The organism is Scrofimicrobium canadense, assembly GCF_009696615.1.
In the GTDB taxonomy this organism is placed as follows: Bacteria; Actinomycetota; Actinomycetes; order Actinomycetales; family Actinomycetaceae; genus Scrofimicrobium; species Scrofimicrobium canadense.
The window spans coordinates 146,282-164,814 of the sequence record NZ_VULO01000008.1 but is presented as its reverse complement, the minus strand read 5'-3'; the positions used below and the strand labels follow the sequence as shown (position 1 = coordinate 164,814).

Sequence of the window (18,533 nt, the reverse complement as noted above, 5' to 3'; positions counted from 1 at the left end):
TAGAAGCCCCGCAAGGGGTTCCAAGCTGACTGGTACTAATCGGCCAACACTAAACAACAAACAAAACACGCATAACAACCTGACGCGAACAACCACTATACAACATCACTACCAACCCAACCCCCCCCAAAAAAAGGGGGGCCACGGAAAAATAAATACAGAAAACGGTAGACCCACTTTGGGGGGTCACAGCGACCAGGAAACGCCCGGACCCATTCCGAACCCGGAAGCTAAGCTGGCCAACGGCAAAGGTACTGCACCCGAGAGGATGTGGGAGAAAAGCACACCCCCCAAAACCAACCAAACCGAGATAGCCCCACACCACACGGTGCGGGGCTATCTCGCTTTAATACCATACACACACTATGTATTGGCCCATGGATCGAACTTTTGAGCCAAAATAGTCCAGTACTCCAGTGCGGGACACGCCAAATTTTTGTCGGCAACCTCCTCCAAAGTCCCCTGAGGGGATCTTTTTATTCCGAAGATGGCTAGCGCAAGAACAAAATTCTCTTCGTATTTCTTGGGACCTGCTGCGGTCATCGAATGTACAGTGACCGCGTTTTGGCTATTTTCCGTATTCTGGATTTACGAGAAATCTCCACAAGACAGCGATTTTCTACAGATGAGTTCACGTGTTAGCAGCACTTACTTACAAAGCGGTTATACCGTCGCCTCGAACAAGCGATGCCCCACCTATTCTCCTTCAGTAATACCCGCAGGGACGATAAAGGCACATGTGGCAGTAGTTTTGAGGTACTCAATAGACATGTCATCACGTGACATATTCTTGAAAACCTGTGCGAAGCGGTCTGGATCGTTGACGTAGGCTATGAAAAACAGTCCAGCGTCCAAACGGCCTAACTCATCGTTTCTATCGACAAAGTTGTATCCGCGACGAGGGACTGTGCTTAGAAGCATCACACTTATAGAGCATCAGTCCCGACCTACCCGAGCTATCTTACACTTGGGACTGGTCAGTCAGCTCTTGGCGTCTTTATTAGGCGGCGAATGATGCCGTCGATAACCACGATGGTCCAAACGGCCAGAGCTACCCACGTGAATGCGTGGCCCAGAGTATGGAGTGGGTCTGATGATGTGACGACTCCGACTCGCACGCACATAGAGGCAAAGGTGGCGATAGGGAAGACCAGTGACCACAGCTCAATGCTGTAGCTGACGGGGATACGCCTCACGCAGAGGCGCCACGCACTAAGAAGTATTAGTCCTACAGTGAGCCACGCCGCAATTCCCCACAGTGCAACGGAAATATTCGCTGCTACATCATGTACAGAGGCTGCCAGATTACTTCTTTGTGCTAGAAGTGCGATTTCCCCCCCAGCTAAACCTGATGTTGCAAGAGATCCCATGACCACCCAAAATGAAGGACCTAGATCCTTAGGTGGGATTCCGTATCGCAGAATTCTCACTGATAGCAGCCCGGCACTGATTGCATAGAGGGCCAAACCACTTGCCCACCCGATAAGTGCCACGATAACGAGGGCTTCTTGAGTTAACCCCGAGAATCGGCCAGCGACCAACGCGCTGAGCATTGCTACTGTTCCCGCCGCAGTGGTCCATAAAAACCAGCTGCCATTGACTTTTGTCAGCAGGTGGTTTCCCGCGCTGGTTTCTTGGGTAAATGTTGGAGTAGTGGTACCGAAGAATCCGTGGGTATGTGCGATGGCCGACCAGGGCACGGCATAGCTTAGTGGTAGCCACACTACGGTTGCGCAAACCCACAGGGCAAAAGCCCACGTCCACATGCCAGCAAAGGCGAAGCGTGATCCCAGTACTGCAAAAGCTGAGGGAATGGTGAGGAAACCGAAAGCGGTGGTGGGGTCTGCAAACTGAGTGCGTACTGACTGCCATCCAATGATGAGGCGAATGACAAATAGGCATGAAATCACAAGGAGAGCCAAAGCAGCGATTGCCCACAGCACCTCAGAGAGAAATGCGTAGCCTACTAGATGCAAAGCAATCGATAATGCGCTTGAAGCCATGACGAAGGAAAAGGTGGCTGGTTGCCAAGTGCGAATGGTGTGTGCCAACTGATGCATGCACTTCTCCTTAGGCTCTAGTTCTTTATACCGCATCCTGGGCGATGTGGTAGGTGCCGGGGCGGTATGCCGCCCCGGGTACAGTTTTATGACCCCGTACGTGGGAAAGGGGGAGCGTCCTGCTCAAGCTGCTCTTGGAATCCTGAGCGTGTAAGAGGTTTGACCCCAGTTTCAGGGGACGTTAGCGCGGTCTTCAGTCTGTGAATTCCGATCAACGCACCTCCTTGCGCACTTGCAAACTGGTCGAGAGTAGAAGCCGTTGTTACAGGTGGAATAGATACTGCCTGGCGTATCTTTGTCTTCAATGCGGGGAGATAGTGCGGCGCCAGTGGAGTGAGCGGTCCAGCTAGAACAAAAACAGCCGGGTCAATGACAGAGATTGCAAGAATGAGGGCATCAGAAATGCTCTCTACGTAATCTTTGACTCGTGCGATTGCGGAAGTATCTCCTTCAAGGCCGGCAATGATTGTCTCGTGCAGGGGATCTTCTTGGGGGAGGGAAGAAAGCCAGTCAATGTGTTCTTCAGAGGGAAGAAGAGTGCTGCGTGAAAGGTCACCAGCAATCCCATGGGAACCTAGTTGTGGTTTCCCATCGACAATGAGGCCCAACGATGGTCTGCGTCCCAGCTTTACAAAGAGCATATTGGAGTATTGCTGCGCAGCGCCAATACATTTTTCTGCCCACGTTGCTGCACGCACGTCGTTAAGGGCGATGATCGGCGAGGAGAAGACATCGCGAAAAATATCTGCCGGATAGGCACCGTGCCATTCGGGGACCACCACAGAATCAACGACGCGTCCATCTTCACTCACGTGGCCAGGTAGGGCGAGGACGGTCAGCCACACGGCGGGGTTGCCAAGCTTCTGTAAAAGGTCGACGGTAAGATGCTTGACTGTTTTCCGGCGCTGTTCAGTATTTGCTGCGGGAGTCAGCCTATCTTCGGCAGTTCCCAGTTGCTTACCCCATAAATCGAGTACTGTCAGTCTCACCGCGTGTGCACCGATGTCAACCCCGACCACGCACCCTTGGGGCTGACGTAGTGAATACAGTTGAGCTGGCCTTCCACGTCCAGGCGTGTCTGGCTCACTTGAGCGCACCCATCCTTTTTCTTGGAGCCCCCGCAGCACGTCCCCTAAGGCGGGTGCTGTGAGACCGGTGCTGAGTGTGAGCTCGGAGATTCGCTGAGGAGTGGATGTCAGCTTGTTCAACACGACGTATTCATTCCACGAGCGCATAGAACTGGGGCTTGCTGGGCGCCGAAGATGCTCCGTTACCATTCTGTTGCCTTTCTGTTCTTGCGCTGCGCAAGGGGACGCCTCTATACGAACAAAAGAGTCTTATGGAAAGAGTCTTTAAATAATAGGTCAATGTGGACGTCAAAAGGCTTTCACCTGAGGAATATCAGGAACTAGGTCATGTCCCGGTCTAGTTGGATGCACATATTGAGGAGACAAGGGTGAATACCAGTAAGTTACGAAAGACTATGGCTCTGAGCCTCGTGCTCACATTAGGTTCGGGTGTGCTTGCCGCGTGCTAGGGCTCTGGGGATAAAACGGAGCAATCTACTTCTTCAGGATCGCAGTCGGCCGAGGCTGGCGAAGCTGCGACCATCGAATACCTACACCGTTTGCCAGATGGCGATGGCATGGTCAAAGTTGATGAAATTGTTGCCAAGTGGAATGCCGAACATCCTGATATTCAGGTCTCAGCCACGAAATCTGATGGCAAAGCTGCTGAGATGATCAAAAAGCTGGAAACTGATATCAAAGCGAACAATGGGCCTTGCCTAGCTCAGCTTGGATACGGTGAGGTTCCCGAGATGTTCGTCAAGGGAATGACGGAAGACGTCACTGAGTACGCAAAAGAATACGAAAAGAACTTTGCCGGGGCTTTCTCACTCATGAAGGTAGGGGAAACCGTAGTTGGTCTTCCACAAGATACTGGCCCACTGGTCTACTACTACAACAAGGCCGCTTTTGATGAGCTTGGTATTTCGGTCCCCACCACTATTGATGAGTTCCAGGCTGCTGCTGCGAAAGCCGCCGAGAACGGCAAATACATCGCCGCTTTTCAGCCGGACGAGGCGCAATACTGACTCTCAGCTCAGTCGGCTGCCGCGGGTGGTAGCTGGTATAACGCCGAAAATGATGCGTGGAAGGTAGATGCCAATGGCAAAGCCTCCGAAACGGTCGCTTCTTTCTGGCAAAAGATGCTTGACGATAAGACAGTGGTCTCGCTAGAACGCTGGGGAGAAGCCTTTAGCAAAGCCCTTGTTGATCAGCAGCTCATCGGTACAATCGGTGCTGCGTGGGAGGCTCCTTTGCTCATGGATACGATGGCGGGTACCGCTAACGACGGACAGTGGGCAGTGGCGCAGATTCCTGATTTCGGGGCGGGCGCTCTGACCGGACCCGACGGCGGCTCAGGTGTGGCAGTGATGAAGGGGTGTGCTTTCCCTGAACAGGCCATGGAGTTTAACAACTGGTTCAACACGCAAATTGATGACCTAGTCAGCCAAGGACTTGTCGTAGCCGCTCGCGGTGACGTGAAGACCCCAGAAGCATTGCAGAAATTCTATGGTGGCCAAGACATCTACGGAGAACTAGCAACGGCCAATGCCAATATGACCGCTGATTTTGGGTACATGCCCTTCTTCTCAGCAGTTGGTGCGCAGATGATGGAAGCTGCTGCAGCGGCTGGAAGCGGCAGCGGGTCGGTAGCCGACGTCTTCACGGTTGCGCAAGATACCTCAGTTCAGGTACTCAAAGACAACGGTCTTCCAGTAGCTGAGTAGAACATTACAGTCAGGGGCGGGATGCTCATCAGTGGTGTCCCGCCTCGACAACAGTCGATTCTTTAGGAGACTATCTTGCCGGTCACAGCGGCAAAAACCGCCCCAGTAACACCGCGTAAATCTCACAGTCGAGAGCGGCGTGAGAGCATCACAGGATGGTGTTTCGCACTGCCATTCTTCATCTCATTTGCCGTCGTCTTCCTCATTCCCATCTGCGTCTCTGCATATTCGTCTTTTTTTTAAAGCGCAACCCAAAGGCGGGGGCCTTTTCGGCGGAGGTGAATCGCAAGATGTATTCGTCGGATTTCACAACTATCAAGAAGTTCTCACCAACGGCCGGTTTTGGGCAGGTATGGGGCGTGTCATCGGATATGCACTATTCCAGATACCGGTGATGACGCTCATGGCCTTGGGGCTGGCACTCCTCCTTGATTCATTTCTCACCAGGCACGTCACGGTGTATCGTCTGGGATATTTCCTTCCCTACGCGATCCCAGGGATCGTTGCCGCGATGGTGTGGCTTTACCTCTACACACCTGAAATCTCTCCGCTTGTAAAAGGGCTTGAGTCCATAGGTATTCACATAGATTTCATGGGGTCAGGAATGATCCTGGCATCGATGGCCAATATGACCACATGGACATACACCGGCTATAACATGCTGATTTTTCTTGCGGCCTTACAGTCAATTCCGAACGAGCTTTATGATGCGGCATATATCGATGGGGCTAGTGGATGGCAGACTGCCCGCCACGTAAAAATCCCCATGGTTCGCGGCGCAGTACTTCTCTCAGTGCTCTTGTCGATTATTGGAACCATCCAACTCTTCAACGAACCGACAGTGATGGAAACCGTCAACCCGTGGATGGGGAAGGACTACACGCCAATGATGATGTCGTACAACACGATGATGGGGACGATCTCACCCTCTGGCGATGGTCCTGCCTCTGCTGTTTCCATCGTCATGGCGATCATCGCAGGTCTGTTAGCTGTCCTTTACGCATTTGCTCAAAGGAGGTTCAGCAAGTGAGTACCACCGAAGAACTCATAGAAAAACGTCCTGACGCAAGGAAACGCAAGGCCACAACTACTCACTCGTCGGGGCGTGTCCTTCCTCCCAAATCACTCCAGCCCTCATCACTGGCTAGGACTATTACCCTCGTGGTTTTGATTGCGGCTCTACTCTATTTCCTCTTGCCGATCATCTGGGTGATCATTGTCCTCGACAAAGACGAATGCCGAGCTCACCTCGACGAATGGCTTTTGGTTTGGCACCATCAATCTTGCTGAAAACTATGAAAAATTGATGTCCTGGACTCAGGGTCTCTTCTGGCGTTGGGTGGGGAACTCGCTGTTTTACTCTCTTACTGCTGGGATCATAGGTACTCTCATTTCGGTTGCTTGCGGCTACGCGCTGTCTAAGTTCCAGTTCCGCGGCAAAAAAGTCGCCACTGCATTCATCATGATCGGTATGCTCATCCCCGTCGCGATTTTGACGGTACCTCTCTACATTGTTTTTCACTCTGTTGGCATGACCGATACCGTCTGGGCCATCATCATTCCCAGTTGGGTCTCACCTTTTGGGGTGTTCCTTGGCATGGTGTATTCCGACTCTTCAGTTCCAACGGAACTCCTGGAAGCTGCTCGCATCGACGGAGCCTCAGAAGCAAGAATCTTCTTCACCATTGTTTTGCGTCTTTTAGGACCAGCAATGGTAACAATCTTCCTCTTCATCTTCGTTGCCACCTGGAATAACTTTCTTTTGCCCCTGATGATGGTGAGCTCAGCTGAGATCAAACCGGTCACGCTGGGATTGTATGGAATGATGAGCTATTTTGCTCCGCAAAAGGGTGCCGTCATGTTGGGTGCGCTCCTTCGAGTAGTCCCACTGATCGTCCTATTCCTGACCCTACAGAAGTATTGGCAGGCGGGGCTTGCAGCAGGAGCAGTCAAGGGATAACGCGCGCAGCGAAGCTCGATGCTTCGCTGACCTGATTTGGAGAAAACAATGACCAACGATTTACGCCTCACTCTACCCATTGAGCGGGGACTAGATGAAGAGATCCGCGCGCTCATGCAACGCCTGGGAGCAGACGCGGTGCGAAACTTAGATGGAACAGAACTTCCCGACTGGGTAATCGATGAATCAGCTAAGGTCTATGCCACATATTTTTGCGCGCGAGGCGACGAAGAGTGGGCAAGCCTTGCTGGCGAAGAGCGTGTCCGCCAGTTCCTGATGTCAACGCCCACGACGGCGCCGTCATCCGCACCCCTCACCATCAACGTTATGGAAGGCTATTTGCCAGCGCAGTTCGCCCCCGATCCTACCGCTGACATTAACCGCTACTGGCAGGTTATCGACAGGACTACTGGCAAGACCTTGCCCCACGAGTCCTGGTCAGTGGTTGATGCCGCGCCACTTCCTCTACGAGACCCAGTCAGACTCGTTGGTGAACTTCCCGTTGAAGCAAAGTCAGCGATCGTCACCATCGCTAATCCAGAACCGTTCCATGTCTACACCGTGAACTTCCTGGCCAAACAGATTTGGGACTCAACTCAGATCTACAACTACTTGACCAACGAGTGGGCAAAAGATCCCAACCGCGTGAAATCGCGACCCTACGACGTTGCGTATCCTCGCACCTGGGAGCGTGTGCAGTCATCCTTATCCCAGTGGTTACAGTCCCATCCAGAAGTTGACGTTGTCCGTTTCACAACTTTTTTCTACCACTTCACTTTGACTTTTGATGATCGTGCCAGAGAAAAATATGTCGATTGGTTCGGGTATTCAGCGTCCGTTTCAGTGCCGGCACTTGAAGATTTTGCTAAAGAATACGGATATGCGCTCACGCCCGAAGACTTCGTTGATGCCGGATATTACAACTCTCCCTTCAGGCCGCCCCGTGCGCAGTTCCTCGACTGGGTAGATTTCCTTTCACGCCGCGTGAGCCGCCAGGCACAAACCCTAGTGAAAACCGTTCACGACGCTGGGCGCGAAGCCATGATGTTCCTTGGCGACAACTGGATAGGCACCGAACCTTACGGAAGATACTTTTCCGAGATCGGACTCGATGCAGTTGTTGGCTCAGTGGGGTCAGCGGCCACCTGCCGGATGATCTCCGATATACCAGGTGTTCGCTACACGGAAGGCCGGTTCCTGCCCTACTTCTTCCCCGACGTATTCTCTCCAGGCGGCGATCCCGTCGCCGAAGCTAACGAGTCATGGCTGGCGGCCCGGCGGGCAATAGTGCGATCGCCGCTCGACAGAATTGGCTACGGAGGGTACCTGTCCCTCGCCATGAAATTTCCAGATTTTATTGACCGCGTTGAAGAGATCATCAACGAATTTAGGCAAATTCATCAGCGCAGTGGAGGCCATCGTCCCGCAAACGCGCAACCCGTTATAGGGATCCTTAACGCATGGGGGGCACTGCGAACCTGGCAAACGCACATGGTCGCACACGCCCTGTGGTACAAGCAGATCTACAGCTATCAGGGGGTGATCGAGTCCCTTGCAGGACTCCCATTTGAGGTTCGCTTCATTTCTTTCGATGAGGTCATAAACGATCCTCATGCCCTTGCAGGCATTGACGTCATCATCAACGCTGGCGCGCGTGGAACTGCCTTTAGCGGCGGACCCGCCTGGAATGACATCACATTACAAGAACGCCTGCGCGCATTCGTATATGCCGGAGGTGGACTTATCGGAGTTGGATCACCCACTGCGCGTGACGGAGAGGTCGGAACGACGTTTGCGCTTGCGGATGTCTTTGGTGTGGATCAAGAAATAGGTTGGGGCCTGTCAACGGACCGCTATAGTGACCATGCTGCATCTTCGCACTTCATTACCACCGACATTCCTCAGCCTTATGATTTCGGAGAAGACCCAGGCGATATCGTCTCTCTTGGTGCAAAAGTCCTGTATGAAAGTGATGGTTCAATTCGCCTCGCTGTCAACGAGTTTGGCCAGGGAAGAGCAGTCTACTGCGCTGGACTGCCCTACACCTCGGATAACTCGCGGCTACTGCATCGAGCGCTAGTGTGGGCGGCCAAACAGGAAAAGAACTGGGACCACGTGCTGGCCAGCAGCAATAGTGCGGTTGAAGTTGCTTGGTATCCGCAACAAGGTTGCTACTACGCCTACAACAACACCCTGGAGTCTGTGACGTCAATGATCAGCGGGCACGGATTATGCGTTGAACTCGCATTGCAGCCAATGGAAGGGCGCTGGGGAGAAATCTCAGACGCTTCATGATTTCGGTCCCCCGCGCGCGGTTCGATGTGTATGTTTGTCCCCAGGGCATTTGCAATGGGGACAAACGACTGTAATTGATGGAATTACTGTAGGAGAGCAATCAGGAACGGGCTTAGCAGGGTTCGAAGCCTACTCTGAGGAGGCCTCGCATCAGCGGTATACCTCCCGCCGGTGGCCAACACTGAGCACGAGGATCACGATTTCCTTGTCTATAACCTCATAGACCACGCGATAATCTCCGACGCGGATACGTAGTTCCCCAGAGCCTCCTTTCAACTGTTTGCAGCCTCTAGGGCATGGGTTTGCTGCCAACGCATCAATGGAGCGAAGAATGCGTTGTGCAGAAGCGCGGTCGATCTTGCGTAGAGATTAGAGTGCGGAGTGCGCGTACGTTATTTTGAAATGTAATTCGGACCTTACAGGCCAAACTCAGCCATGACATCAGCATGTCCAACACGTGGCGCGGATTCATTGCGGGCCTGCGCTGCTGCTTGAATGTCGCTCTGGTCTTCCAGTGCTTCCAAAGCTCGGTCGAAGAAGTCAGGAGATACGACGACCGCGCGCCGGACAACTCCGCGTGAGGTGATTTCAACAGGTTCTCGCTGCGCAGCAGCAATGTATTCGCTCTGCTGCGCGCGGAACTGGGAAAGGGTAACCGAAGTCATAACAACATAGTACGTCTTGTACAAGATGTACGTAAGGTTAGAGGGGAAGCGCCAGTGCATGCGCCTCGCGCACATGACAGCGTCCTAATACCCGTGGCAGTTAGATATTTGTCACCGGGACACTGTTTTATTCGGGGGGATTTGCAACGAACCTGTCCTCCAAAACTGGAACGGCGCACCACATCAATACAATTTTCGCTACGCTCAGGATGAAAACCGACCAGATAGCTGTGAAGTGTCGGGGTTAGCACTGTTTCTGAAGGAGCCAGCATGGCCATAGACAAGCTTGCTATCGAAGAGAACTCGTTGCACCGCAAGCTACGAGCCCGACACATGGCGATGATTGCCATTGGTGGAGCGATCGGTACGGGGCTCTTCGTCGCTTCCGGTGAAACGATCTCAACCGCGGGGCCAGGCGGGGCGCTAGTCGCCTATGTCGTTATTGGACTCATGGTGTACTTGCTAATGCAATCCCTGGGCGAAATGTCCACATACCTGCCAGTTGCAGGATCCTTCGGAGAATACGGAAGCCGCTTCATCAGCCCCAGTTTCGGTTTTGCAATCGGCTGGAACTACTGGTACAACTGGGCAATTACTGTTGCCGCTGAACTGGCCGCGGCGGCCTTGGTCATGAAATTTTGGTTCCCAACGGTGCCCGGTTGGATATGGTCTGCTATCTTTCTGGCGATTCTCTTCGGACTGAATGCGCTCTCGGCACTGGGATACGGGGAAAGTGAATTCTGGTTTGCCCTCATCAAAGTGGCTGCAGTAATCCTGTTCCTGATCCTGGGGGTACTCACCATCTTCGGAGTGATGGGTGGCGCCTCTCCAGGGTTTACGAACTGGACAGTCGGGGAGGCGCCTTTCGTCGGAGGAGGCATGGGCATCCTGGCGGTGTTCATGGTTGCCGGGTTCTCATTCCAAGGAACTGAGATGGTTGCTGTGGCGGCGGGAGAGGCGCAAGACCCCGAGAAGAACATTCCCCGGGCAATCCGCACTATCTTTTGGCGCATCCTCCTGTTCTACATCGGTGCCATTGCAGTCATTGGCTTCCTGATTCCCTATACTGATCCAAACCTGTTGCGTGCAGGAGTTGAAGATATTTCGGTATCTCCCTTCACGCTTGTATTTGAACGGGCCGGTATCGCTGCGGCCGCAGCTGTGATGAACGCAGTCATTCTCACCTCGGTCCTGTCTGCGGGAACTTCAGGTCTCTACGTATCAACGCGGACACTCTACGCACTAGCGCAACGGGGACAAGCGCCGCGTTTCCTGGGGCGCACGAATAAGCGAGGCGTACCGATGGCTGCCCTCATCGCAACAACACTGATCGGCGCTGCTTGTTTCATGTCTTCGCTGGTGGGCGACGGTAATGCTTACGTGTGGCTGGTTAACGCCTCGGGTCTTGCTGGCTTCATCACCTGGATGGGCGTGGCATGGTCGCATTGGAAGTTCCGTCGCGCCTACGTGGCCCAGGGGAATGACCCGAAAGACTTGCCGTTCCGCGCCAAGTTCTATCCAGCGGGCCCCGTTGTTGCGCTCATCATGTGTACCGTGGTGATCCTCGGGCAAGGCTACGATGCCATTTTTGGGTCCCACGATTTCACGGCGCTCATATCCAGCTATATTGGTTTGCCGCTGTTCTTTGGGCTGTGGGCGGTCCATAAGCTGGTGACGAAGGCTCCGAAGGTCGATCCGAAGACCGCGGACTTGGCGCGCTCATAGCCTTCGCCCATCAGGTGCTGGGTTTTTGCGACCTGTGGTCTTTCATAACAGGCACATAACCAGCAGCTGACGGATGGGGAGGTTCAGGCAAGCGGCCTGCGAGGCTCCAACCCAGCCTCGCGGTATAGCTCGTCAATAGCATGCATCGTCTGCACTGCAGCCTGTGCATCGGTGGGAACTGTGCCACCGCCCTGTACTGCGGCGGCAAGGGCACCCAACATGTGCGAATAGCTGGACGCACCCTCAGCTAGAACGTCACGGTGCCCCCCGTCTCCATCAATCACAAGCGATCCCCCGCCTTGTGGATGAACAAAATGGTCCAGGGTGAGGGTGCCGCCAGTGCCACGAACAACTAGACGTTGGACCTCTGAGGTGCCCTCCTCCATAGAAGTAAAGAGAGCAACATCTGCGCCAGCGCCACTCTTGTAGTGCCCCTCCAGCGAATAGTCGACACCATCAATGTCTTCCGCTTTAGCAGATATGAGATCCAAGTCGCCGAACAAATACCGTAGCAGTGTCAGCGGATAAACTCCCAAATCCATGAGGGCTCCGCCACCAAGCTGCGGATTCCACCGAATATCACCGCGATCAGGAATCGGCACATCGAAAACTGCTGAGGCCTCTAGGACAGTGCCGATCTCCCCGCTACGCAGCGCAGTAAGAGCCTCATGCCACAGCGGATGATACTGCGAATGCATTGCCTCCATGACCACGACCCCGCGGTGCCGGGCTGCCTGCGCTACTTCCTCAGCCTCCTCACCATTAGCGGTAAAGGGTTTTTCGCACAGCACGTGTTTGCCCGCTTTGATGGCTTTCAGAGTCCACCGGCCGTGAAGAGCCGCTGGTGTCGGAATATACACAACGTCCACATCGGGAGAGTCGATCACCGCCTGGTAGTCGTCAAGAACCTGCGGAATGCTATGTTCGGTAGCAAAAGCCTCAGCGCGGTCACGCTGGCGCGCTGCCACCGCAACTACCTCGATATCCTGATGATCTTTAGCGGGAACAATCACAGCAGTAGGAGCAATATTGGCTGCTCCTAATATGCCAATGCGCACGGTCATGGGGTTCTCCTTGTTGGCTGATTCGTGCATTAGCATACTGCTTTCAACTAGGGGGGCGCGCGGTGCCCGGCATAGACTGGATGCACGAGCAAGGAGGAAATGTGGCCAGCCAGGAAGAGTGGCAAGACGCAAGAAACCCCAGTACGTCCCCTGAACGTTTATCGCAGTTGGCAGCCAGCTACCCAGAGTTGCGGCCCGTGATTGCGCAGAATCCGTCATGTCCACCCGAGGTGCGTGCGCGTATCGCGTCCGAAGCTGCGGTTCAGCCGCCACTGCGTCAATCGGCTTTTCCTGCGCGTCAAGCACCTGTGCCTGAGCCGTATCAACCTACGCCGACCATGATGCCAGCACCCCTACCAACGGCGGGGGCAGCGGCGCCGACACCGGCACGCAGGCCCATGTCAACCATCGCTGTTGTCGGACTTACCGCATTAGCAGTTACATTGGTGGCAATCGTGCTGGCGGTCATTTTGTGGCCCCGCGGCAGCGGCGAGTCAATCCCAGTCGCCGACGGAACTCAGTCGTCTCAGTCGCAGGGCGCGTCCGGGACTGCGTCGGATAACTCAGGACAAAGTGAGGACTCGCAGCAGACCGCACCGGTGCAAGAACTGGAGCAGTCGCCACAGCGGTATGTGCGTCCGGCCCCTGCGAACGCTCTTCGCGAGGCGAAAGTTGATACTCCGTCGAAGAATATCTCCTGCGAACTGCGCTCCGACGGAGCCTACTGCTCCATCAAGGACCGAGATTTTGGGTCTGGGGGTTGCAGCGCCGACGCGACCTGGTACTCCATTGCGACAACCACCCAGGGAGTGGAAGAACGTTGTGGGCAGAGCTTCTTGGGGAATGTAGGCGATCGTTTCTATGAGCTTCAATACGGGCAGACCACTGTCAACGGGGATTTTGCCTGCACGGTCGAAGAAACAGGGATGACATGTTGGAATCAGAAGACAGGAGCGGGTTTCACCCTGGCGAGGGCTGGGTACCAGACCTTCTAAACATCGGCTTAGAAAAGGGCACTTCCAACGCGTACTATTGTGGCCCCTTCGGCTATCGCTTGCGGAAAATCGCCCGACATTCCCATAGAGAGCTCCGGCAGAGTCGGGGCGACTTTGTCACGGAGTTCTCGCAGCTTGCGAAAAGTCTCGCGAGCAACAGTCGGATCGTCGCTGTGTGGTGCCATCGTCATGAATCCTCGGACATCGAGGTGCTCAAGACCTTCCGCGACCTCGAGGGCCTCCGGGACCTGCTGGGGTGCAAAACCCGTCTTGCTTTCTTCGCCGCTGATGTTGACCTGCAGCAGTATGGGAAGCGCTCGGTCCAGACGCCGGTCTAATGCGCGGGCAAGACGCACCGAGTCGACTGATTGGCATTCGGACGCATAACGAGCAATGAGTCCCGCCTTGTTGGTCTGTAGCCGCCCGATCATCACCCAGTTGATCTGGGGGAATAGTTGGGCGCGCTCAGCTAATTGTTGGGGTCGGTTTTCTCCCATGCGGGTCACCCCAGCGTCGATGAGCTCTTGAATCTGCGCCAGGTCATAGTATTTTGTGACGGGAAGCAGCGTGATCTCATCGGGGCTGCGTCCGGCAGCTTGGGCGGCGCGCGAAATGTTCTCTAGAACTGTGTGAAGGTTACTCATTGGTGGTGTGCGAGGTGGATGCGGGCGGTTCACGGAAGACATCGATCAGTCCGGTGCGCCACCGCAGGAAGCGATACCAGGGGCGCAGCGGATAGTCTTTGGCAGGAAGACGCTCCCAGACCTGTTCGTCCCCGTACGCGGGGTATTCCTCATCGTGAGAGTGTCGGGTGTGTAAGCGCAGTGCAACTGCTTTGGTCTGTGAGACAGCGAATTGCTGCAGCGCGTCGAGCAAGGCCGCTTCTTTGGATGCCGAGGGGTCCGCGAACCAGAGAGGACCGTCCGGCGCCCAGAGAATGGTTTTCCCTTTGAGTTGATACTCACGCAGATAGACGAGAGCACAGTCACCCCAGGTCAAGCAGTAGTGCTTAGGGGAGGGGTCGTCGTCCTCGTGGAGAGGATCTTGCTCCGCACGCAGGGTGATGCCGTGTGCTTGCGCTGCGGCAACGTAGTCCTCTGCGGAGATAGCGCACAATTGATGCATGAGCGGCATTCTAGTCCTGAAAGGACGTTAAGTAATCACTTGCCGCAATCTGTACTTAGTGCGTGGTGGCATCCTCCACCACGATATTAACCATAGCCTGGGCGATGTGGTAGTTGCCGGGGTGATATACGGCTCCGTGTACGGTTTTATGACCCCGTACGTGGTGAGGGAGAGAGGGGAGAGCGAGAGCAAGATCACCCCAAGCCCCCCTTGCTCAAGCAAAGAATCAACCCTAACATAGATAGTTGCGCCCTAGTATCCGAGGTGAGCTGTATCCTTCCGCCGAAAAGCGCCAAGCGGGAGACGGCAGCGTCAGTTAGGGATCGGGGTGCGTGTGCGCGAGACCATTTGCTGGGAAGGAACACCCTTTGGCTGCCAGTTCGAATGCCGCATACGAGCCTAAGACTCGCATCAGCTTCGCGAAACTTCATGAACCACTCCAGCCCCCGAACCTTCTTGACGTTCAGACTCAAAGCTTTGACTGGCTTTTGGGCTCCGACGCATGGAAGAACCGGGTGGCTCTTGCAAAAGAAACTGGGAATGATAACGTTCCTGACGTTTCGGGACTAGAAGAGATCTTCGCTGAGATTTCTCCGATCCAAGACTTGGGCGAAACAATGTCCTTGTCATTCCAGGATCCTGAGCTCATGCCACCTAAGTACTCGATTGAAGAGTGCAAGGCGAAGGACATGACCTACGCTGCTCCGATGTATGTCAGAGCTGAGTACTTCAACAAAGACACGGGGGAAATCAAGAAGCAGACTGTCTTCATGGGAGAGTTCCCCCTGATGACTCCCCGCGGTACCTTTATTATTAATGGTACTGAGCGTGTTGTTGTTTCTCAGTTGGTGCGCTCTCCGGGAGTGTACTTTGAGAAGCTGGTTGATAAGACCTCTGAACACGACATTTTCTCTGCTCGTTTCATTCCATCGCGTGGTGCTTGGTTGGAATTTGAAATCGATAAGCGCGACGCAGTGGGCGTGCGTATTGACCGTCGCCGTAAGCTGTCGGCAACACACTTCCTGAAGGCACTAGGCCTTACTGAAGCTGAGATTGAAACCGAGTTCGCCGATTACCCAGTGATGCTGGAAACCCTGCGCAAGGATTCTGCGAAGGACCAGGACGAGGCCCTCATCGACATCTACAAGAAGGTGCGTCCGGGTGAGCCACCGTCGCGTGAAGCTGGTGAAAACCTGCTGAACTCTTTCTACTTCGCTGATAAGCGTTATGACCTTGCTAAGGTTGGCCGCTACAAGATCAACAAGAAGCTCGGCTTGGATCTTGATCCCCGCCAATCCACGCTTACTCTGGATGACATTGTTGCTGCGCTGAAGTACCTGTTGGCACTTCGTGAGGGTGAATCGACCGTTGCAGGCATGAAGAATGGTGAGCCGATTGAGGTTCGCGTCGAAAGTGACGACATTGACCATTTCGGCAACCGCCGCGTTCGCGCCGTCGGTGAACTGATCCAAGGCCAGGTTCGCACAGGACTGTCGCGCATGGAGCGTACTGTTCGTGAGCGCATGTCCACACAGGACGCTGAGGCGATCACTCCTACCTCACTGATCAATATTCGTCCTGTGGTTGCAGCTATCAAAGAGTTCTTCGGAACCTCACAGCTGTCACAGTTCATGGACCAGAACAACCCGCTTGCAGGTTTGACTCACAAGCGTCGTCTGTCTGCTCTAGGGCCTGGTGGTCTATCCCGTGACCGCGCCAGCATGGACGTTCGTGACGTTCACCCATCACACTACGGACGCATGTGTCCCATTGAGACTCCTGAAGGCCCGAACATTGGTCTGATCGGATCGCTGGCAACCTTCGCTCGCATCAATCCATTCGGTTTCATTGAGACTCCGTACCGCATTGTTCGTGACGGACGCGCGACCGATGAGATTCGCTACCTCACGGCTGATGACGAGTTTGGCCAGTACATTGCTCAGGCATCGTCTCGTCTGAACCCGGATGGGACTTTTGCTGAGAAGTATGTCCTATGCCGTATTGCTGGTGAGGATCCTCAGCTGGTTACTGCCGATAAGGTCACCTTCATGGACGTGTCTGCACGTCAGATGGTCTCTGTTGGTACGTCGCTTATTCCATTCCTTGAGCACGATGACGCTAACCGCGCGCTTATGGGTGCAAACATGCAGCGTCAGGCTGTTCCGTTGCTGACCACTGAAGCTCCTTTGGTGGGAACCGGCATGGAGCGCCGCGCAGCTGAAGACGCGGGCGATATGATTCTTGCTCGCAACCCTGGTGTTGTCACTGAGGTGTCTGCTGACCTGGTTGTTGTCGCTAACGATGAGGGTGGACGCGACGTCTACCGCCTCGAAAAGTTTGAGCGCTCTAACCCCGGTAACTGCATCAACCAGCGCGTACTGGTTTCTGAAGGTGACGTTATTACTGCTGGTGCAGTGATTGCTGACGGTCCTGCGACCGACGGTGGAGAGCTGGCCCTCGGTAAGAACCTGCTGGTTGCTTACATGTCTTGGGAAGGCCTCAACTATGAGGACGCGATTATTCTTTCGCGCCGCGTGGTGGAAGACGACGTTCTCACCTCGATTCACATTGAGGAATACGAGATCGACGCCCGTGAAACCAAACTGGGTGTCGAAGAGATCACCCGCGATATCCCCAACGTTTCTGAGGAATCTTTGGCCGACTTGGATGAGCGCGGCATCGTGCGTATCGGCGCTGAGGTTCGCGCTGGCGATCTGCTGGTTGGTAAGGTCACCCCGAAGGGTGAAACTGAGCTGACCTCGGAAGAGCGCCTGCTGCGCGCTATCTTTGGCGAGAAAGCCCGCGAAGTTCGCAACACCTCGCTCACAGTTCCTCACGGGGCTGAAGGCATCGTCATTGGCGTTCGCGAATTCAATGAGGACGAGGATGACTTGCCTCCGGGCGTTCGCCAGACTGTTCGCGTCTACGTTGCGCAACGTCGTAAGATCACCATTGGTGATAAGATGGCTGGTCGTCACGGAAATAAGGGTGTTGTTTCTAAGATTTTGCCCGTGGAGGACATGCCGTTCTTGGAAGATGGAACCCCAGTCGATATCATCTTGAACCCGATGGGTGTTCCCGGTCGTATGAACGTCGGCCAGGTTCTCGAATTCCACCTAGGGTGGATTGCTCATGAGGGGTGGGACGCTGAAGAAGCGAAGCGCCAGGGGGCTGAGTGGACAAGTCGTCTGCCAGACCACGCGCTCAAAGCTGACCCAGGCTCCACTGTGGCTACCCCCGTCTTTGACGGTTTAGAAGCCGATGAACTCTTGGGTCTGCTGTCGGTAACCCGTCCGAACCGCGACGGCAAGCGCCTTGTGAACGAACTTGGTAAAGCCCAGCTCTTCGACGGACGTTCCGGTGAACCATTCCCTTACCCGATTGCGGTGGGATACAAGTACATGCTGAAGCTGCACCACTTGGTGGATGACAAGATTCACGCACGTTCAACTGGCCCGTACTCGATGATTACCCAGCAGCCGTTGGGTGGTAAGGCACAGTTCGGTGGTCAGCGTTTCGGTGAGATGGAAGTGTGGGCGTTGGAAGCGTATGGCGCCGCCTATGCTCTGCAAGAGCTCCTCACCATCAAGTCTGACGATACGTCTGGTCGTGTGAAAGTGTGGGAGGCCATCGTTCGTGGTGAAGACATTCCCGAACCCGGCATCCCGGAATCCTTCCGCGTGCTCATCCAGGAAATGCGTTCTCTCTGTCTCGCGGTTGACGCGTTAGACGCTGAGGGTAATGCCATTGACCTGAAGGAATCTGAAGAGGATATGCGTGCAGGTGAAGAACTGGGGATTGCCCTAGATGTCCGCCCGCACACTGCCAGCTCTATCGAAGCGATCTGAGA

Annotated in this window: 15 protein-coding genes, 1 rRNA gene and 2 pseudogenes; 9 read left to right on the top strand and 9 right to left on the bottom strand. The window is 54.5% G+C overall.

The features are described from left to right. Positions 1-178: 178 nt before the first annotated feature. Positions 179-295 (top strand): 5S ribosomal RNA (gene rrf, locus FYJ24_RS07950). Positions 296-363: 68 nt separating this feature from the next. On the opposite strand, the gene FYJ24_RS07945 is transcribed toward rrf, so the two are convergent. From FYJ24_RS07945 to FYJ24_RS07930, 4 genes are all read right to left on the bottom strand, one after another. Then, positions 364-543: a hypothetical protein gene (locus tag FYJ24_RS07945; protein ID WP_154545264.1), complete on the bottom strand. Its 180-nt coding sequence runs from the start codon at positions 541-543 to the stop codon at positions 364-366. A gap of 153 nt (positions 544-696) precedes the next feature. Continuing rightward, positions 697-921, bottom strand: coding sequence for a Dyp-type peroxidase domain-containing protein (locus FYJ24_RS07940; protein ID WP_154545300.1), 225 nt, complete (start codon positions 919-921; stop codon positions 697-699). 56 nt (positions 922-977) lie between these two features. Next, entirely contained in the window at positions 978-2,060 is a 1,083-nt protein-coding gene (locus tag FYJ24_RS07935) for a tellurite resistance/C4-dicarboxylate transporter family protein (protein WP_206192590.1), read from the bottom strand. Positions 2,061-2,146: 86 nt separating this feature from the next. Further along, positions 2,147-3,337: an ROK family transcriptional regulator gene (locus FYJ24_RS07930; RefSeq protein WP_154545260.1), complete on the bottom strand. Its 1,191-nt coding sequence runs from the start codon at positions 3,335-3,337 to the stop codon at positions 2,147-2,149. Between the two features lie 368 nt (positions 3,338-3,705). On the opposite strand from FYJ24_RS07930, the gene FYJ24_RS12965 reads away from it, so the two are divergent. The 5 genes and pseudogenes from FYJ24_RS12965 (at position 3,706) to gnpA (ending at position 9,109) form a co-directional block, all read left to right on the top strand. Next, a complete protein-coding gene (locus tag FYJ24_RS12965; protein ID WP_225872072.1) occupies positions 3,706-4,155 on the top strand; it encodes an ABC transporter substrate-binding protein in 450 nt (149 codons plus the stop codon). A gap of 114 nt (positions 4,156-4,269) precedes the next feature. Further along, entirely contained in the window at positions 4,270-4,854 is a 585-nt protein-coding gene (locus FYJ24_RS12960; protein ID WP_225872071.1) for a type 2 periplasmic-binding domain-containing protein, read from the top strand. A 75-nt stretch (positions 4,855-4,929) separates the two neighbouring features. Next, a pseudogene (locus FYJ24_RS07920) lies at positions 4,930-5,884 on the top strand (carbohydrate ABC transporter permease). 110 nt (positions 5,885-5,994) lie between these two features. Beyond that, positions 5,995-6,814 (top strand): annotated as a pseudogene (locus FYJ24_RS07915) (carbohydrate ABC transporter permease). Positions 6,815-6,862: 48 nt separating this feature from the next. Then, on the top strand, positions 6,863-9,109 hold the full coding sequence (gene gnpA, locus FYJ24_RS07910) for a 1,3-beta-galactosyl-N-acetylhexosamine phosphorylase (RefSeq protein ID WP_154545258.1): 2,247 nt from the start codon (positions 6,863-6,865) through the stop codon (positions 9,107-9,109). A 150-nt stretch (positions 9,110-9,259) separates the two neighbouring features. Here gnpA and FYJ24_RS07905 read toward each other — a convergent pair whose 3' ends face one another. Beyond that, entirely contained in the window at positions 9,260-9,466 is a 207-nt protein-coding gene (locus FYJ24_RS07905; RefSeq protein WP_404814708.1) for a type II toxin-antitoxin system RelE family toxin, read from the bottom strand. Positions 9,467-9,525: 59 nt separating this feature from the next. Next, positions 9,526-9,774 carry a type II toxin-antitoxin system prevent-host-death family antitoxin gene (locus FYJ24_RS07900; RefSeq protein WP_154545254.1) on the bottom strand — a complete coding sequence of 83 codons (249 nt, stop codon included), beginning with the start codon at positions 9,772-9,774 and terminating at the stop codon, positions 9,526-9,528. A gap of 270 nt (positions 9,775-10,044) precedes the next feature. On the opposite strand from FYJ24_RS07900, the gene FYJ24_RS07895 reads away from it, so the two are divergent. Beyond that, positions 10,045-11,499: an amino acid permease gene (locus tag FYJ24_RS07895; RefSeq protein ID WP_206192589.1), complete on the top strand. Its 1,455-nt coding sequence runs from the start codon at positions 10,045-10,047 to the stop codon at positions 11,497-11,499. Between the two features lie 83 nt (positions 11,500-11,582). Here FYJ24_RS07895 and FYJ24_RS07890 read toward each other — a convergent pair whose 3' ends face one another. After that, a complete protein-coding gene (locus tag FYJ24_RS07890; RefSeq protein WP_206192588.1) occupies positions 11,583-12,563 on the bottom strand; it encodes a Gfo/Idh/MocA family protein in 981 nt (326 codons plus the stop codon). A 101-nt stretch (positions 12,564-12,664) separates the two neighbouring features. Here FYJ24_RS07890 and FYJ24_RS07885 point away from each other — a divergent pair, with 101 nt between their 5' ends. Further along, positions 12,665-13,558, top strand: coding sequence for a variant leucine-rich repeat-containing protein (locus FYJ24_RS07885; protein WP_206192587.1), 894 nt, complete (start codon positions 12,665-12,667; stop codon positions 13,556-13,558). Between the two features lie 8 nt (positions 13,559-13,566). Here FYJ24_RS07885 and FYJ24_RS07880 read toward each other — a convergent pair whose 3' ends face one another. Then, entirely contained in the window at positions 13,567-14,202 is a 636-nt protein-coding gene (locus tag FYJ24_RS07880) for a YggS family pyridoxal phosphate-dependent enzyme (protein WP_154545248.1), read from the bottom strand. Further along, on the bottom strand, positions 14,195-14,683 hold the full coding sequence (locus FYJ24_RS07875; RefSeq protein ID WP_154545246.1) for a hypothetical protein: 489 nt from the start codon (positions 14,681-14,683) through the stop codon (positions 14,195-14,197). Before FYJ24_RS07875 ends, FYJ24_RS07880 begins: the two co-directional genes overlap by 8 nt. 368 nt (positions 14,684-15,051) lie before the next feature. Here FYJ24_RS07875 and rpoB point away from each other — a divergent pair, with 368 nt between their 5' ends. Then, the gene (rpoB, locus tag FYJ24_RS07870; protein WP_154545245.1) at positions 15,052-18,531 is read left to right on the top strand and encodes a DNA-directed RNA polymerase subunit beta; all 3,480 of its coding nucleotides are present in this window, start codon (positions 15,052-15,054) and stop codon (positions 18,529-18,531) included. The last annotated feature ends 2 nt before the right edge of the window (positions 18,532-18,533 follow it).

What these genes read in the sequence shown, in the direction of transcription:
- FYJ24_RS07945 (WP_154545264.1), bottom strand. Translation starts at nt 543, where the DNA reads ATGACCGCAGCAGGTCCCAAGAAATACGAAGAGAATTTTGTTCTTGCG.
- FYJ24_RS07940 (WP_154545300.1), bottom strand. Translation starts at nt 921, where the DNA reads ATGCTTCTAAGCACAGTCCCTCGTCGCGGATACAACTTTGTCGATAGA.
- FYJ24_RS07935 (WP_206192590.1), bottom strand. Translation starts at nt 2,060, where the DNA reads ATGCATCAGTTGGCACACACCATTCGCACTTGGCAACCAGCCACCTTT.
- FYJ24_RS07930 (WP_154545260.1), bottom strand. Translation starts at nt 3,337, where the DNA reads ATGGTAACGGAGCATCTTCGGCGCCCAGCAAGCCCCAGTTCTATGCGC.
- FYJ24_RS12965 (WP_225872072.1), top strand. Translation starts at nt 3,706, where the DNA reads ATGGTCAAAGTTGATGAAATTGTTGCCAAGTGGAATGCCGAACATCCT.
- FYJ24_RS12960 (WP_225872071.1), top strand. Translation starts at nt 4,270, where the DNA reads ATGCTTGACGATAAGACAGTGGTCTCGCTAGAACGCTGGGGAGAAGCC.
- gnpA (WP_154545258.1), top strand. Translation starts at nt 6,863, where the DNA reads ATGACCAACGATTTACGCCTCACTCTACCCATTGAGCGGGGACTAGAT.
- FYJ24_RS07900 (WP_154545254.1), bottom strand. Translation starts at nt 9,774, where the DNA reads ATGACTTCGGTTACCCTTTCCCAGTTCCGCGCGCAGCAGAGCGAATAC.
- FYJ24_RS07895 (WP_206192589.1), top strand. Translation starts at nt 10,045, where the DNA reads ATGGCCATAGACAAGCTTGCTATCGAAGAGAACTCGTTGCACCGCAAG.
- FYJ24_RS07890 (WP_206192588.1), bottom strand. Translation starts at nt 12,563, where the DNA reads ATGACCGTGCGCATTGGCATATTAGGAGCAGCCAATATTGCTCCTACT.
- FYJ24_RS07880 (WP_154545248.1), bottom strand. Translation starts at nt 14,202, where the DNA reads ATGAGTAACCTTCACACAGTTCTAGAGAACATTTCGCGCGCCGCCCAA.
- FYJ24_RS07875 (WP_154545246.1), bottom strand. Translation starts at nt 14,683, where the DNA reads ATGCATCAATTGTGCGCTATCTCCGCAGAGGACTACGTTGCCGCAGCG.